We start from the raw sequence: 13,208 nt of genomic DNA, 5'->3' as shown, positions 1-13,208 counted from the left end.
GTTTTTAAGAAAAGTACACACCGATCCGCTGACTGTCAATCTCTTGAATCGGGATGGTCATATCATAAATATCTTCAAGCACGGAGGTTTCAATGATCTCCTCCGCCGGCCCTTCTTTGACGATCCGTCCGTTTTTCAGTGCGACGATATGGTCTGAATATACGGATGCGAAGTTGATATCGTGAATCACTACGACGACCGTTTTTCCGAAGTCTTCCACAAGCCGCTTCAACAGCTTCATCATTTCAACGGAATGCTTCATATCTAAATTGTTCAGCGGCTCATCGAGAAAAATATAGTCCGTATCCTGAGCGATGATCATCGCGATAAACGCCCTCTGACACTGGCCTCCGCTGAGCTGATCGAGGTATTTATCCTTTAATTCATCCAGCTTCATATAACTGAGGGCCTGGTTGATATGCACCCAATCTTCATCCGTCAGTTTCCCTTGGGAATACGGAAATCTGCCGAAGCTGACCAGGTCTTTAATCGTCAGCCTGATATTGATTTGGTTCGTCTGCTTCAAGATGCTGATTTTTTTTGCCAGATCGTTGCTTTTGCAGGCCCCGATCTCTTGCCCGTCGACCGTGATTTCCCCGGAATCCGTCTTAATCAGCCGGCTCATGATAGACAGCAGCGTGCTTTTTCCCGCGCCGTTCGGACCGATAAATGAGGTGAGCCTGCCCTTTTGAATGGATAGAGACGTTTTCTCAAGGACGGTTTTCCCTCCGTATTGTTTGCTTACATTTCTGACCTCTACCATGATTTATTCTCCTTTAACAGCAGATAGATAAAATAAATCCCGCCGGCAAAATTAATGATGACGCTCAGCGTCGTGGAAAACGTGAACACTTTCTCCACGACGAACTGGCCTCCGACGAGCGCGACGATGCTGATCAGGACAGAACCCGCGATTAAATACGTGTGCCTGTAGGTTTTTAAAAACTCTCTCGCCAGATTGACGACAAGCAGTCCTAAAAACATAATCGGCCCGACAAGAGCCGTAGAGACAGACACAAGAATGGCGACGACAATGAGCATCTGTTTCACAAGCTTATCGTAATCAATCCCAAGGTTGACGGCGTGCTCCCTGCCGAGCGACAGCACGTCAAAAAACCGCGTGAACCGCCAGACATAAATGCCCGTCAGAAGAAAGACAGCACCGGCAAACCATAAAAGATCGGTGTTGATATTGTTAAAGCTGGCAAACATTTTGTCCTGAACAACCTGGAACTCATTCGGATCAATCAGCATCTGCATAAAGGATGACAGACTGTTGAACAGCGTGCCGAACACGACGCCGACAAGCAGAAGGAAAAACACGTTCCGCCCCTCGCCTTTAAACATGAGCTGATACAAAACGAGTGACAAGAGCACCATCAGCCCGACGGAGATGACGAAATTAAGATTTTTGTTCATCATGACGATATTCATTGAACCGAACAGGAACACGATGACGGTCTGAATGAGCATATACAGGGAATCGAGGCCTAAAATACCCGGTGTCAGTATGCGGTTATTTGTAATCGTCTGGAAGATGACCGTTGAAAACGCGATCGCTCCTCCGGTGAGCATCATGGCAAGCACTTTGAAGCATCGTCTCGGCAGGGAGTATTCCCAATTGCCCAGTCCGTAGAACAGGAAAAATCCGATACATATCATGGCGAGCGCCGCCAGCAGCGTAATTTTTTTATTATGACTCATATGCTTTTCTCCTTAACAGCATATACAGGAAGATGCCGCTGCCGATAACACCGACCATCAGGCCGATGGAAATTTCGTACGGGAAGATGATCACCCTTCCCAAAATGTCGCAAAACAGCACAAAAACAGCGCCCAGCAGAGCGGTGTGAGGCAGGCTGCTCCTCAGGTTGTCCCCTTTGTAAATCGACACCATATTGGGAATGATCAAACCGAGAAACGGCAGCATCCCGACGGTCAGGATCACCAGTGAAGCGATGAGCGACACGATAATCAGACCGATATTAACGACGCGTTTGTATTTCAGGCCGAGATTGACGGAAAAGCTCTCTCCCATTCCCGCCACCGTAAATTTATCCGCATACACATAAGCGATGATCACCAGCGGGATACTCAGATATAAAAGCTCATACCGGCCTTTGACGACCAGTGAGAAATCCCCCTGCAGCCAGGACGACAGGTTTTGGATCAGGTCGTATTTATATGCGATAAACGTGGCGACTGAACTGACGATATTCCCAAGCATTAAACCGACGAGAGGAATAAAAATCGCATCATTAAACTTGATTCTCTCGAGGATTTTCATGAACAGGAAATTTCCCGCCAACGCGAAAACGAAAGCGATAGACATTTTCACAAGCGGACTGGCTGACGTAAAAAGCATTAATGAAATCAAAATTCCGAGCCTTGCCCAGTCCATCGTTCCCGCAGTCGTCGGCGATACAAATTTATTCCGGCTGATCTGCTGCATGATTAATCCGCAGATGCTCAGGCTCATGCCGGCGATGATAATGCTCACCAAACGCGGCAGCCGGCTGTCAAACAATGTACCTGCCTGTTCTTTATTTAAATGAAAAATATCCAGCGGCGACAAATCTTCTACACCGATAAATATAGAAGTACACGCCAAAACCGCCAGTAGCAAAAGTAAGTAACGTAGCTTCATGCTGCCTCCCTGCACCCATCACAAACGGTATGACTGATTGCCAAACAACTCCCATATACCCCACTCGTAATGATTATCATTATCAACGACAATTATAATCTTATCATCTTTCCAAGCGCAGTCAATACAGTTTTGCTTTCAAAAGCGGTCATCCGCGGGCCGTACACTAAATTGTCTTACAATCAGTCTATCAAGAATTTGCAGGATTTTCTATAACCTTCATTTGGCTGCTTATCATTTTTTGCACATGATGACACGCTTGAGGGAAACAAATCTGACAAACAGCGGAAAAATTCCTCCATGAAAACACAAATGTTCTCCCCACGTAGAAAAAATCCTTGATTTACATGTTTGAAAGAGAGATAATAAAAATTAAATTTGTGAGAAAATTTAAATATTAGGGGATGTAAATCATGAAAGTTGTAAAATTCGGAGGCAGCTCTCTTGCGTCAGGAGCCCAGCTTGAGAAAGTGTTTCAAATCGTGACGGCTGATCCCGCGCGGAAAGCCGTCGTCGTATCGGCACCGGGAAAACGCTTCTCGGACGATACAAAAGTGACGGATCTGTTAATCCGCTGTGCGGAGCATTATTTGCAAAAAGGTGCAGCGCCCGAGCTTGCCGAAACGGTCATTGAACGGTACGCAGCCATCGCGCGTGAGCTGAACCTGGATTTCTCTATTATAGAGAGAATCCGCAGTGACCTATTCGCTCTCTTAAACAGCTGTAAAACCAATCCCGAACAATATATGGATGCGGTGAAAGCGAGCGGCGAGGACAACAACGCGAAGCTGATCGCAGCCTACTTCCGGCGCCAGGGCGTGAAAGCGGAATACGTAAGTCCGAAAGAAGCGGGGCTGTTTGTGACGAATGAACCCGGAAGCGCGCAGGTGCTCCCTGAGTCTTATGATCATTTGTACCGTCTGAGAAACCGTGAAGGCTTGATCATTTTTCCGGGATTTTTCGGTTACACGAAGGAGCATGAGATTGTGACGTTTTCCCGGAGCGGTTCTGATATTACCGGCTCCATTCTCGCCAGCGGCTTAAAAGCTGACCTGTACGAAAACTTTACTGATGTGGACGCCGTCTATTCCGTCAACCCGTCAATCGTGCGGCATCCGAAAGAAATTAACGAACTGACGTATCGGGAAATGCGTGAGCTCTCCTATGCCGGATTTTCCGTTTTTCATGATGAAGCGCTGATTCCCGCATTTCGGGCCGGCATCCCCGTTCAGATTAAGAATACGAATAATCCGAATGCAAAAGGAACACGCGTCGTCAGCAGCCGTGACAATACGAACGGGCCAGTCATCGGCATCGCAAGCGACACGGGCTTTTGCAGCATTTACATAAGCAAATATTTAATGAACCGGGAAATCGGTTTCGGCCGCAAAGCCCTTCACATTTTGGAGGAAGAAGGATTGACGTATGAACACGTTCCATCCGGCATTGACGACATCACGATCATCCTTCGGCACAATCAGATGGACTCAGAACTGGAACACAGGCTCGTCACCCGTCTGAAGCAGGAACTTCAAGCAGATGAAGTCACAGTCAGGCACAATCTGGCGCTGATTATGGTCGTCGGGGAAGCGATGCGCCATAATGTCGGCACAACCGCCAGGGCATCCAAAGCACTGTCGGAAGCCGGCGTCAACATCGAGATGATCAATCAAGGGTCATCGGAAGTCAGCATGATGTTCGGAGTGAAAGAAGAACAGGAAAAACACGCGGTGCGGGCACTGTATGACGAATTTTTCGCCGGAGTCTTACTCTCATAGGACACCGCCTCTTTTTTCTCTTGTCCACTAATATCCCTTACAAAGCAGCTTCTTTTACATATTGTATGGTATAGACAATATGGAGGTGAAGCTCATGTCAGGATATTCTGGAATCAGCTCTTTCGCTTTGATCGTTGTTTTATTTATCCTGTTGGTTATTGTAGGTACTGCCTATGTTGGCGGTTTCTAAGCATCGCTCCGTCTATATGAGGACGCTGCGGGTTTTGACCTGCGGCGTTTTCTTTTGTTTTCCGCCGCTGTCCGAGTCCGGACGCGCAAAAAAAGACTGCCGGGAACATTCCCATGCAGTCTTTTCCTTTGTTCAGGCTATTTTCTTCTCACGTCATTCCTCTTTCAGCTACATGGAAGTCAGCCTGATCTGTCTGGCCTGCTCCTGTCACTGTAAAAATCGCGGCGGCTGCTAAACAAATAACAAACCATTTAGATTTCAATTTCATACAAACCCTCACTCCTTTGTATTTGTTTCCTTGCCTCTTCGACTTTCAGAAAATAGTCAGAAGAAATCTTAAAGCAATTTTGTTCATAGTAATATTTAGCTGCTTCTAGTGCTAAATCCTCTATATCGGCGTATAAATTTTTATCTTCCAGGTAACGGAAACACGCGCTGATTGTTTCCTCATCCGGTTTCGCCTGATACAGAGCCTGCAGCCATTCGAATTTTACCGTGTAAACGGGATCGTCTGTTTCTTTAGCATATTCATATCCCCGCTTGTGATATTCCGACGCTTTTTCTTTTTTTCCGAGTTTAAAGTAAATGAGTGTGATTAGAAAATATGCTTGAGGAAGAGAATTGACGATTCTTTGTGATTCAAATGTATCAACCGCCCGTTCAAAGTACGGAATCGCTTCGCCGATGCGGTCCTGATTGTAGTAGCACAGTCCGAGGTTATACAGCGCCCTCCCGACAAGCTGCGCTTTTTGTTCTTTTTCGGCCATTTGCAGAGCGTGCTGAAAATGTTTGGCCGCCTGTTCAAAGCGCCTTTCATCCATTAAATTGACGCCGAATACAAAATGGCATTGAATGATCCGGACGTTATATGTGTCCTGCTCTACGTAAATTTCATAAGCGTTTTTTATATGTATCAAAGAAAAATACGTTTGTTTCATATGATAATAAGCTTCGGCCACTTTAAAATAAAACTCCGCCCGTTCCACATGGTCCGATACGAAGGCCAGTTTTTTCTCAGCTTGTTTATAATATGTAATCGCTGAGATAAATTCTCTTTTATCAAATTCAAACATGCCTTTGAAAAAGTTGACGTAATAATCGAGAAGCCCTTTGAGGCCGGCCTGGCTGTTATCAATGTTATCAAGAATTTCCGACAGGGTCGGCTGGTCTTCTATCTTCAGTTTTTCCAGCGGCTCCAAGTAGTCCAGCATCAGCTGATGGCGAAATTCCATGAGGGAATAATAAAGCACTAAGTTCGAATCAGGCTCCATATGGTCAAGCTCTTGTTTGATCTCGGCCTTCAAGATCTCCGCATCCGGCACGCTGAATGTTCTGATGTATCGATACCACTCGTTAATTTTCTGCCCGACTGCTGAAGAAGGAATTAACCCGCTCTTCATTCCTTCACCCTCCCCATCCAAGACCTGTTTACCAGTTATTTTATCACGTTTCCGTCTCTTTCCATCCCGAAAAACACGCAAACTTTGTTTCGGCAGAGCGCAATTTTCCGAGTGGAGTTAAAACAGACGGCGGCCAGACGGGACCGCCGGTTTCAAGATGATTCATTTTTCGTATTCAGCGGAAGGCGGATTGTAAAGGTCGTGCCTTTCCCTTTTTCGCTGTCAATATCTATCGTGCCTTTGTGCATTTCGACGAGCTGCCTGACGATGGAAAGGCCGAGTCCGTATTCGCCGTATGCCGTATTCGTCCGGGACACATCCGCCTTATAAAACCGCTCCCATATATGCTCAATTTCCTCTTTGGAGATGCCGATCCCGGTGTCTTCGATTTCAATCACCGTTTCTTTATAGCCTTCATACCCGCGCAGCGTGATGTCTCCCTTTTGCGTAAATTGAATGCTGTTTTTCGTGATGTTGACGAGAATCTGGATCAGCCTGTCATAATCGGCGAACACTTTGACGCCGTCCTCCACTTGAATCCGCAGCTGATTTTGTTTTTTCTCCGCCTGCTGATTGAGATGCTCTTTAATAATTTCAAACACCTCGATGAGCGGCAGACTGAGCTTGTCCAGTTTGATTTGCTGGGATCTGATTTTTTCATAATCCAGATTTTCTTTCACGAGCCTGAGCATCCGCTTCGTTTCTTCGCTGATCAGCGAGAAGCATTTCTCTTTATCTTTTTCCGGGATGGTGTTGCTGTTAAGCCCCTCCACAAGTCCGTTAATGGTCGTCAAAGGCGTTCTCAGCTCATGGGAGACATCGGCGATAAATTGGCGCCTCCGTTTTTCCAGGCGGTCAATCTGCTCTCTCGATTGCTTCAGATTTTTGGCCATGGTGTTGAAATCGGACGCCAGCATGCCGATTTCATCGCCGCCGCTGTTCTTGAGCGAAATATCGTAATCACCGGATGCCACTTTTCCGGTCGCATCCCGCAATGTCTGAATCCGCTTGACGTGAAATTTAGATAAAAGCCAGCTCAGCAGAATCGTGATGATAAGGGTGCTGATGATCGCGTAAATCATATAGCGGTTGACCTGGCTGATCATCTGCTCGACTCCTCTGACTGGAGACACGAGCAGCACCGCGCCTTTAAATTGATCGTTGATAAAAAGCGGTTTTGCGACAAGCGATACTTCCAAGCCTTCCGTATTAAAACGGTTCATCTCCGCTCTGATCTGAACGGTTTTCCCTTGCTTCAGCATGTGCCACTCTTTACTTTTCAGCTTCTCGCGCGGCGGCATATCGTCAGGAAAAAAGTAAGGCCGCTGATGTTCATCAAAAATAATAAACCTGGTCTCGCGCGTTTTTAACATGTCCTGATACGGATACAGGCGGCGCAGATCAAGATCGCGGCCGTTCAGCTCACTTGTGATCTGCTGCGCGTAAGAAGACAGCTCATCCACTTTATTTTGATACGCAAAATCTTTCACAAAGTGCGAAAACAGGGAAATGATGATGAAAAAGGCCAAAATCAAAATGCTGACATGGCTTAACAGCAGCTGATATAAGTATTTAATCCTCATCAAATTTGTATCCTACCCCCCACACCGTGTATAAAAACGGTTTTTCGTCACTGGACAGTTTTTTGCGCAGCCGTTTAATATGAACATCAACCGTACGTTCATCTCCGTAAAATTGATAGCCCCACACCTGCTCAAGCAGCTGCTCTCTCGAAAAGACCTGGCGCGGATTTTGTGCGAGATAAAAGAGCAGATCGAATTCTTTCGGCGTCAGATTCTCGACAGGTTTTCCGTGCAGAAACACTTCCCGCGTCTTCTTATTGATTGAAAAACACGCCGTTTCGATCAAGTCGTCGCTTTTTACGGCCTGCCCCGTCGCCCGGTATCTTCTGATCACCGCTTTAATCCGCGCTACTAGTGTCAGCGGGCTGAACGGCTTGGTGACATAATCGTCGGCCCCCATTTCAAATCCGATCACCTGATCAGACTCCGTGTCCTTTGCGGTCAGCATAATAATCGGCACACTGCTCGTCTCTCTTATTTTCCGGCAGATCGTCACTCCGTCCATGGATGGAAGCATAATGTCCAGAATGACCAAATCCCAGTCCTCTTCCGTGAACCGCTGATAGCCTTCCACTCCGTCATGGACAAATTCGGCTTCAAACCCTTCTTTAAAAAAGAACATTTCCGTCATGGTGCATACGCTTATATTGTCTTCTATCATTAATATCTTCATTGGTTCCTCCGCTTATCTTGACGCTTTTTCTTATAATAGCACCATTTTACTCGGATGTTTTCGGGTTTCACAATTGTTAGTTTTTATTTCATCACCCGGAAATAGTTTGTTCATATTTTTTTCATACATTTCTCCTACTATATACATATCGGATGACCGGTGCTAAAGAAGGCCGGTTTTACAAGATCTGACACCCACACGGAGGAACAGACATGAACTTTATAAAAAGAGCCTTTTGGAGCATGAAGGAAAAAAAGGGAAAAACATTTTTGCAGCTGGTTGTGTTTTCAGTGATTTGCATTTTTGTCCTGTCCGGTCTTACGATCCAGTCAGCGGCAAAGAAATCAAGCGAACTGGCAAGGCAGCAGCTCGGCGGGAGCGTCACACTCCAGGCTGACCGCCAAAAGCAAATGGCGCAGCAGCAAAAAGACGGTGAAAAGAGGACGTTTGAATCAACGCCGATTTCCGTCTCAGATGCCAAGAAGCTTACATCTTTACAGCATGTTAAAAATTACAACTTCCTCACGACAGTGTCAGCAAATGCAGAAAGCTTTGATGCGATAAAAAGCTCAGGCGAATCAGCCAGTTCCGGCACCGGCCGTTTTCAAGGCGGCGGAAGACAGATGATTTCAGCGGATATCTCGATCGAAGGCGTGCTCTCTACGGCATTGCTTGATGATTTCACAGGCGGGAGTTCAAAAATCACTGACGGACGAGCTATCACAAAAACAGATGCGGACGCAAAAGTCGCCGTGATCAATGAAACGCTGGCAGACCAAAATAAGCTGAAAGTCGGCGGCTCCATTACCGTTTCCTCAGCAGCGGATGATTCTGTGAAAACGAAGCTTAAAATTGTGGGAATCTATAAAACAACATCATCAGGAGACGATCAGGCACAGCATTTTTCATTCTTAAATCCTGACAATAAAATCTATACGCCTTACACCGCCGCGGCGGCGTTAAAAGGGTCTGATTACAAAAACAAAATCAGCTCAGCCGTTTATTATATGGATGATGCAAAATATATTGACTCATTCGTTGCGGCTGCGAAAAAAACATCCATAGATGATAAAACCTACACGCTGACGACAAATGATCAGGTGTATCAGCAAATGGCCGGTCCGATTGAAAATGTCGCGTCATTTTCTAAAAACGTGGTATACCTTGTATCCATCGCGGGCGCGGTCATTCTCGGGTTGATCGTGATGATGTCGATCAGGGAACGCAAGTATGAAATGGGTGTCTTGATGGCGATCGGCGAAAAGCGCTGGAAGCTCATCGGACAATTCTTAACGGAAATTCTGGTTGTCGCCGTGATTGCCATCGGGATCGCATCCGTCACGGGCAGCCTTGTGGCGAATCAGCTCGGAAATCAGCTTCTTTCCCAGCAGGTCAGCTCAGCCGATGATTCAAAGCAAACAAGCGGCTGGGGCGGCGGAGAAATGCCGCGGGGAGGCGGATTGTTCGGTCAGCATTCATCCGGCGCGGATGTCATCAGTACAATGCAGGTAAACGTCTCGCTGAATGACCTTCTGATTCTTGGCGGGATCGGCGTCGCAATTGCCGTCATCGCCACATTACTGCCGTCTGTATCAGTCATGCGGCTTCACCCTAAAACGATCCTGACCAAGCAGGAATAAGAGGAGGCAGCATAATGAGCCTATTAACCTTTCAACAGGCCGGCTACTGGTACCAAGACAAATCACAGCCGCTGTTTAAGGATATAACGATCAGCTTTGAAAAAGGGAAGTTTTATACAATTGTCGGCGCCTCCGGAACGGGGAAAACAACGTTTCTGTCTCTGGCGGGCGGCCTTGACACACCTAAAGAGGGAAGCATCCTTTATAACGGAGAAGACATCTCCAAAATCGGATTAACCAAATTCAGAAATCAATATGTCTCTATCGTCTTTCAATCTTATCATCTGATCCCGTATATGACGGCGCTCCAGAATGTCACAACGGCGATGGAGATCACCGGCTCTAAGGAGAACAACAAAGATGCGTTCGCGCTCAGCATGCTGAAAAAAGTCGGCATCACCGAACAGCAGGCCCGTCAGCGGGTGCTGACATTAAGCGGCGGACAGCAGCAGCGCGTTTCAATTGCGCGGGCTTTCTGCTGTGACACGGATTTGATTTGCGCGGACGAGCCGACGGGAAATCTCGACGAGGATACGTCAAAGGAAATCGTCCGGCTCTTTCAGGATCTGGCGCATAAAGGCGGCAAATGCGTCATCATGGTGACGCACGACGAACAAATCGCCAAAGTTTCGGATATCAACATCCGCTTATCAAGAGGAAGTTTCACGGTCAAAGAAAACGGCACGGCCGTTTCCTGATACCGCGCCCCTGCCAGCGCAGACAGGGGCGCACCCTATATCCCCCTATTCAATAGAAGTGAACGTAAAAAGAGCGAGGGCTGCATCCCCTCGCTCTTTTTATTTATATCAGCTGTAAATAACGGTCAATATTTGATTGTCCGGCTGCTTTGATCAATTCTTCCGCCTTTTCCTCTTCCCCCGGCAAAGCGAGCCGGAGTTTGTCTTTAATGTCTTTTTCAGAAAGACCGTTTCCCGGCGCTCCCTTCGGACAGTCGATACGTGTTTCATAGACATGACCGCCGGAAGCCGTGACCCGTACAATTGTAAAACGGCCCTTCGGAACGGCGTTGTCAGCCGGCTGAATTTGGTCATCACAGCTGCGGTGAATCCGCTCAAATCCTTTTTGAAGGGATTCCGGAATCGGCTCAGATGTGAAATGTTCAACTGAAAAATCCTTACCGTGCAAAGCTAAGGTGATCACATATTCCACGCTGAATCTTCCCGCTTCGCCTGTTTTCGGACGCCGTTCTGTCAATGCGGCGTCCCCGCCCGGCGGAAAAATCACGTCGATCCGTTCCGTTTGGCCGAAAGTGAGACCATGTTCGGCCTTCAGCTTGAGAATGGCGTCCGCTGCATGATGAGCCGCCGAGCAAAACGGATAAACCTTAAACCAAAGTCCCGGGCTCACAATCCGCCAAGGGTTTCCCCACCTGTTTACAAGCAGGGTTTCTGCCCGTTCAAGATCGCCGTACAGTCCGAAAAAACCTTTCTCCCCGTCGAGCGCATGAACTGAGCCGCCGAAACCGGCCTTTGCAAGCTTTACGGCGAACAATCCGGCTTGAGCGGCCAGTCCGGCGTGGAGCGGCTTCATTTCTGTCCCGAATTGCACTCTCATGCCTCCGGAACGGGCAGCCGCAAACCCGATTGCTTTCTGCAATTGGATTTGATTCAGATTCTCCGCGAATCCGACGGCGCATGCGGCCGCAATGGCACCTAACGTTCCTGTATTGTGCCAGCCTTTCTCGTAATGATGCCTTCCAGCTGACTCGCCGAGCCGCGCCATCACTTCGATTCCCGTCACATAAGCACCGAGAAAGCGGCTCTTGTCTATCAGGCCGGCTGATGCGGCTGCAATCAAAGCCGGAAGGATGACTGCGCTCGGATGTCCTCTTACATCAGAATGAACATCGTCAAAATCAAGCGCATGTGCGATGAATCCGTTAATGAGCGCGGATTGGGACGGCGTGGTTTTTTGATTTCTGCCGATAAGCGGCGCTATCGGCGCCCCGCCTTCTTCTTCGGCCAGTTTTACCAGCTTTTCAACTCCTTTATCCCGTCTCCCCGCAAAAGCTGCCGCTGTAAAATCAAGCAGTCCTTTGCGCGCTTCTTTCATCGCTTCAGCGGATGTTTCCGGCACAGACGACATGACGGCCTGAGCAAGCCCGGCCGTCAGATTTTCCGTATTCATTCCGTCTGCTCCAATACATTGACGGCAAGCCGGGCGAAAAACTCAGCCGCTGCCGGGAGCGCTTTTTCGTCGAGTGTGAAGGCGGGATGGTGCCATTCTTCTGTTCCGTTTGTTCCCATCCAGACGAAAAAGCCGGGGATTTTTTCTTGATATAACGCGAAGTCTTCGCCGCCGGGCGACTGTTCTGCCCGAACGGTCTGAAGCCCAAGATCTTCAGCCGTTTGTTCCGCCGCCTGTATGAAACGGGCGTCGTTCATCACTGACGGAAGGTAAGGATACCAGCGGAATTCGGCTTCTGCCCCGAACCCGGCCGCGATTCCTTCGGCAACCCGCTTCATATGTTTCGGCACAGCGTCACGCGCTTCTTTTTGAAACGTCCGGACGGTGCCTTCCATTTCAACATGGTCCGGGATGACATTCCAAGAGCTGCCGCCTTGAACTCTTGTGATGCTGACGACGGCATTGTGAAGCGAGCTGATATTTCTGCTGACAACCGATTGCAGGCCGCCGATAATCTGCCCTGCCGCCTGAATCGGATCAATGCTGTTATCAGGGATTCCGGCGTGGCCGCCTTTTCCTTTAACGGTGATTTCAAAGCGGTCGACACTCGCCATCAGCGGGCCTTCTTTCAGACCGACCGTGCCGACGGGGAGGTCAGGTTTGTTATGCATGCCGAATATCGCCGATACACCGTCAAGCGCGCTGGCTTCAATGACCTGTCTTGCTCCGGCGGCGATTTCTTCCGCGGGCTGAAAAATAAACCGCACCGTTCCTTTCAGCTCATGCTTTCTCTCATTTAATAAAAAAGCCGTGCCGAGGATAGATGCCGTATGGAAATCATGGCCGCAGGCGTGCATCACGCCGCTGTTGCGCGAAGCAAACGGAAGGTTTGTGTTCTCTTCGATCGGCAATGCGTCGATGTCTGCTCTGACGGCGATGACGGGGCCGCTTTTGTCTCCTTTGATTTCAGCAATCACTCCGGTTTGAAGTTTCGGCACATCAAGAACCGTGATTCCTTCTTCCTCCAGCCAGCGGCGGATTTTATTCGTCGTTTCGAATTCCTCGCCTGACAGCTCAGGGTGTTCATGAAGGTCGCGGCGGATATTGATTAAACGTTTGTTTAATGATTCATACGTTTCATTTGCCATT

Annotated in this window: 13 protein-coding genes; 4 read left to right on the top strand and 9 right to left on the bottom strand. The window is 48.1% G+C overall.

What is annotated here, in order from left to right; all coding sequences use genetic code 11:
* Nucleotides 1–4: 4 nt before the first annotated feature.
* Genes OQ477_RS17345 through OQ477_RS17335 form a run of 3 tightly spaced genes read right to left on the bottom strand, consistent with a single transcriptional unit; the run spans nucleotide 5 to nucleotide 2,647 of the window.
* The gene (locus OQ477_RS17345) at nucleotides 5–763 is read right to left on the bottom strand and encodes an ABC transporter ATP-binding protein (protein ID WP_265973359.1); all 759 of its coding nucleotides are present in this window, start codon (nucleotides 761–763) and stop codon (nucleotides 5–7) included.
* On the bottom strand, nucleotides 757–1,704 hold the full coding sequence (locus OQ477_RS17340; RefSeq protein ID WP_014416905.1) for an iron chelate uptake ABC transporter family permease subunit: 948 nt from the start codon (nucleotides 1,702–1,704) through the stop codon (nucleotides 757–759). The genes OQ477_RS17345 and OQ477_RS17340 overlap by 7 nt, the downstream gene beginning before the upstream one ends.
* Nucleotides 1,694–2,647: an ABC transporter permease gene (locus OQ477_RS17335; RefSeq protein ID WP_032872883.1), complete on the bottom strand. Its 954-nt coding sequence runs from the start codon at nucleotides 2,645–2,647 to the stop codon at nucleotides 1,694–1,696. The genes OQ477_RS17340 and OQ477_RS17335 overlap by 11 nt, the downstream gene beginning before the upstream one ends.
* Before the next feature lie 413 nt (nucleotides 2,648–3,060).
* Between OQ477_RS17335 and OQ477_RS17330 the strand changes: the two genes are divergently transcribed.
* Both OQ477_RS17330 and OQ477_RS17325 read left to right on the top strand, forming a co-directional pair.
* Entirely contained in the window at nucleotides 3,061–4,425 is a 1,365-nt protein-coding gene (locus OQ477_RS17330) for an aspartate kinase (protein ID WP_265973358.1), read from the top strand.
* A gap of 79 nt (nucleotides 4,426–4,504) precedes the next feature.
* Nucleotides 4,505–4,615, top strand: coding sequence for a YjcZ family sporulation protein (locus OQ477_RS17325; protein ID WP_369719092.1), 111 nt, complete (start codon nucleotides 4,505–4,507; stop codon nucleotides 4,613–4,615).
* Between the two features lie 148 nt (nucleotides 4,616–4,763).
* Here the strand turns inward: OQ477_RS17325 and OQ477_RS17320 are convergent, their stop codons facing one another.
* The 4 genes from OQ477_RS17320 to OQ477_RS17305 form a co-directional block, all read right to left on the bottom strand.
* On the bottom strand, nucleotides 4,764–4,883 hold the full coding sequence (locus OQ477_RS17320) for a PhrC/PhrF family phosphatase-inhibitory pheromone (protein WP_033575081.1): 120 nt from the start codon (nucleotides 4,881–4,883) through the stop codon (nucleotides 4,764–4,766).
* The gene (locus OQ477_RS17315; RefSeq protein ID WP_007410270.1) at nucleotides 4,867–6,015 is read right to left on the bottom strand and encodes a Rap family tetratricopeptide repeat protein; all 1,149 of its coding nucleotides are present in this window, start codon (nucleotides 6,013–6,015) and stop codon (nucleotides 4,867–4,869) included. Before OQ477_RS17315 ends, OQ477_RS17320 begins: the two co-directional genes overlap by 17 nt.
* A 152-nt stretch (nucleotides 6,016–6,167) precedes the next feature.
* The gene (locus OQ477_RS17310) at nucleotides 6,168–7,601 is read right to left on the bottom strand and encodes a sensor histidine kinase (protein WP_265973357.1); all 1,434 of its coding nucleotides are present in this window, start codon (nucleotides 7,599–7,601) and stop codon (nucleotides 6,168–6,170) included.
* Complete coding sequence (locus OQ477_RS17305; protein WP_014416901.1) at nucleotides 7,588–8,271, bottom strand: response regulator transcription factor; 684 nt, start codon at nucleotides 8,269–8,271, stop codon at nucleotides 7,588–7,590. The genes OQ477_RS17310 and OQ477_RS17305 overlap by 14 nt, the downstream gene beginning before the upstream one ends.
* A 212-nt stretch (nucleotides 8,272–8,483) precedes the next feature.
* On the opposite strand from OQ477_RS17305, the gene OQ477_RS17300 reads away from it, so the two are divergent.
* Complete coding sequence (locus OQ477_RS17300; RefSeq protein WP_265973356.1) at nucleotides 8,484–9,911, top strand: ABC transporter permease; 1,428 nt, start codon at nucleotides 8,484–8,486, stop codon at nucleotides 9,909–9,911.
* A gap of 14 nt (nucleotides 9,912–9,925) precedes the next feature.
* Nucleotides 9,926–10,609, top strand: a complete 684-nt coding sequence (locus OQ477_RS17295) for an ABC transporter ATP-binding protein (RefSeq protein ID WP_265973355.1) — start codon at nucleotides 9,926–9,928, stop codon at nucleotides 10,607–10,609.
* 103 nt (nucleotides 10,610–10,712) lie between these two features.
* Here OQ477_RS17295 and OQ477_RS17290 read toward each other — a convergent pair whose 3' ends face one another.
* Together OQ477_RS17290 and OQ477_RS17285 are read right to left on the bottom strand one after the other, a co-directional pair.
* Entirely contained in the window at nucleotides 10,713–12,059 is a 1,347-nt protein-coding gene (locus OQ477_RS17290; RefSeq protein ID WP_265973354.1) for an MmgE/PrpD family protein, read from the bottom strand.
* Nucleotides 12,056–13,207 carry a M20 peptidase aminoacylase family protein gene (locus OQ477_RS17285; RefSeq protein WP_265973353.1) on the bottom strand — a complete coding sequence of 384 codons (1,152 nt, stop codon included), beginning with the start codon at nucleotides 13,205–13,207 and terminating at the stop codon, nucleotides 12,056–12,058. The genes OQ477_RS17290 and OQ477_RS17285 overlap by 4 nt, the downstream gene beginning before the upstream one ends.
* Nucleotide 13,208: the final 1 nt, after the last annotated feature.

It is taken from the genome of Bacillus sp. ChL18, from assembly GCF_026241425.1.
Taxonomy (GTDB): domain Bacteria; phylum Bacillota; class Bacilli; order Bacillales; family Bacillaceae; genus Bacillus; species Bacillus velezensis.
The sequence above is the reverse complement of the archived record's forward strand: the minus strand, read 5'-3'. Positions and strand labels throughout refer to the sequence as shown.

Bases quoted from the DNA above. Each gene is read 5' to 3' on its own strand.
- OQ477_RS17340 (WP_014416905.1), bottom strand. From the start codon at position 1,704: ATGAGTCATAATAAAAAAATTACGCTGCTGGCGGCGCTCGCCATGATA.
- OQ477_RS17345 (WP_265973359.1), bottom strand. From the start codon at position 763: ATGGTAGAGGTCAGAAATGTAAGCAAACAATACGGAGGGAAAACCGTC.
- OQ477_RS17300 (WP_265973356.1), top strand. From the start codon at position 8,484: ATGAACTTTATAAAAAGAGCCTTTTGGAGCATGAAGGAAAAAAAGGGA.
- OQ477_RS17315 (WP_007410270.1), bottom strand. From the start codon at position 6,015: ATGAAGAGCGGGTTAATTCCTTCTTCAGCAGTCGGGCAGAAAATTAAC.
- OQ477_RS17290 (WP_265973354.1), bottom strand. From the start codon at position 12,059: ATGAATACGGAAAATCTGACGGCCGGGCTTGCTCAGGCCGTCATGTCG.
- OQ477_RS17295 (WP_265973355.1), top strand. From the start codon at position 9,926: ATGAGCCTATTAACCTTTCAACAGGCCGGCTACTGGTACCAAGACAAA.
- OQ477_RS17320 (WP_033575081.1), bottom strand. From the start codon at position 4,883: ATGAAATTGAAATCTAAATGGTTTGTTATTTGTTTAGCAGCCGCCGCG.
- OQ477_RS17325 (WP_369719092.1), top strand. From the start codon at position 4,505: ATGGAGGTGAAGCTCATGTCAGGATATTCTGGAATCAGCTCTTTCGCT.
- OQ477_RS17330 (WP_265973358.1), top strand. From the start codon at position 3,061: ATGAAAGTTGTAAAATTCGGAGGCAGCTCTCTTGCGTCAGGAGCCCAG.
- OQ477_RS17305 (WP_014416901.1), bottom strand. From the start codon at position 8,271: ATGAAGATATTAATGATAGAAGACAATATAAGCGTATGCACCATGACG.
- OQ477_RS17285 (WP_265973353.1), bottom strand. From the start codon at position 13,207: ATGGCAAATGAAACGTATGAATCATTAAACAAACGTTTAATCAATATC.
- OQ477_RS17335 (WP_032872883.1), bottom strand. From the start codon at position 2,647: ATGAAGCTACGTTACTTACTTTTGCTACTGGCGGTTTTGGCGTGTACT.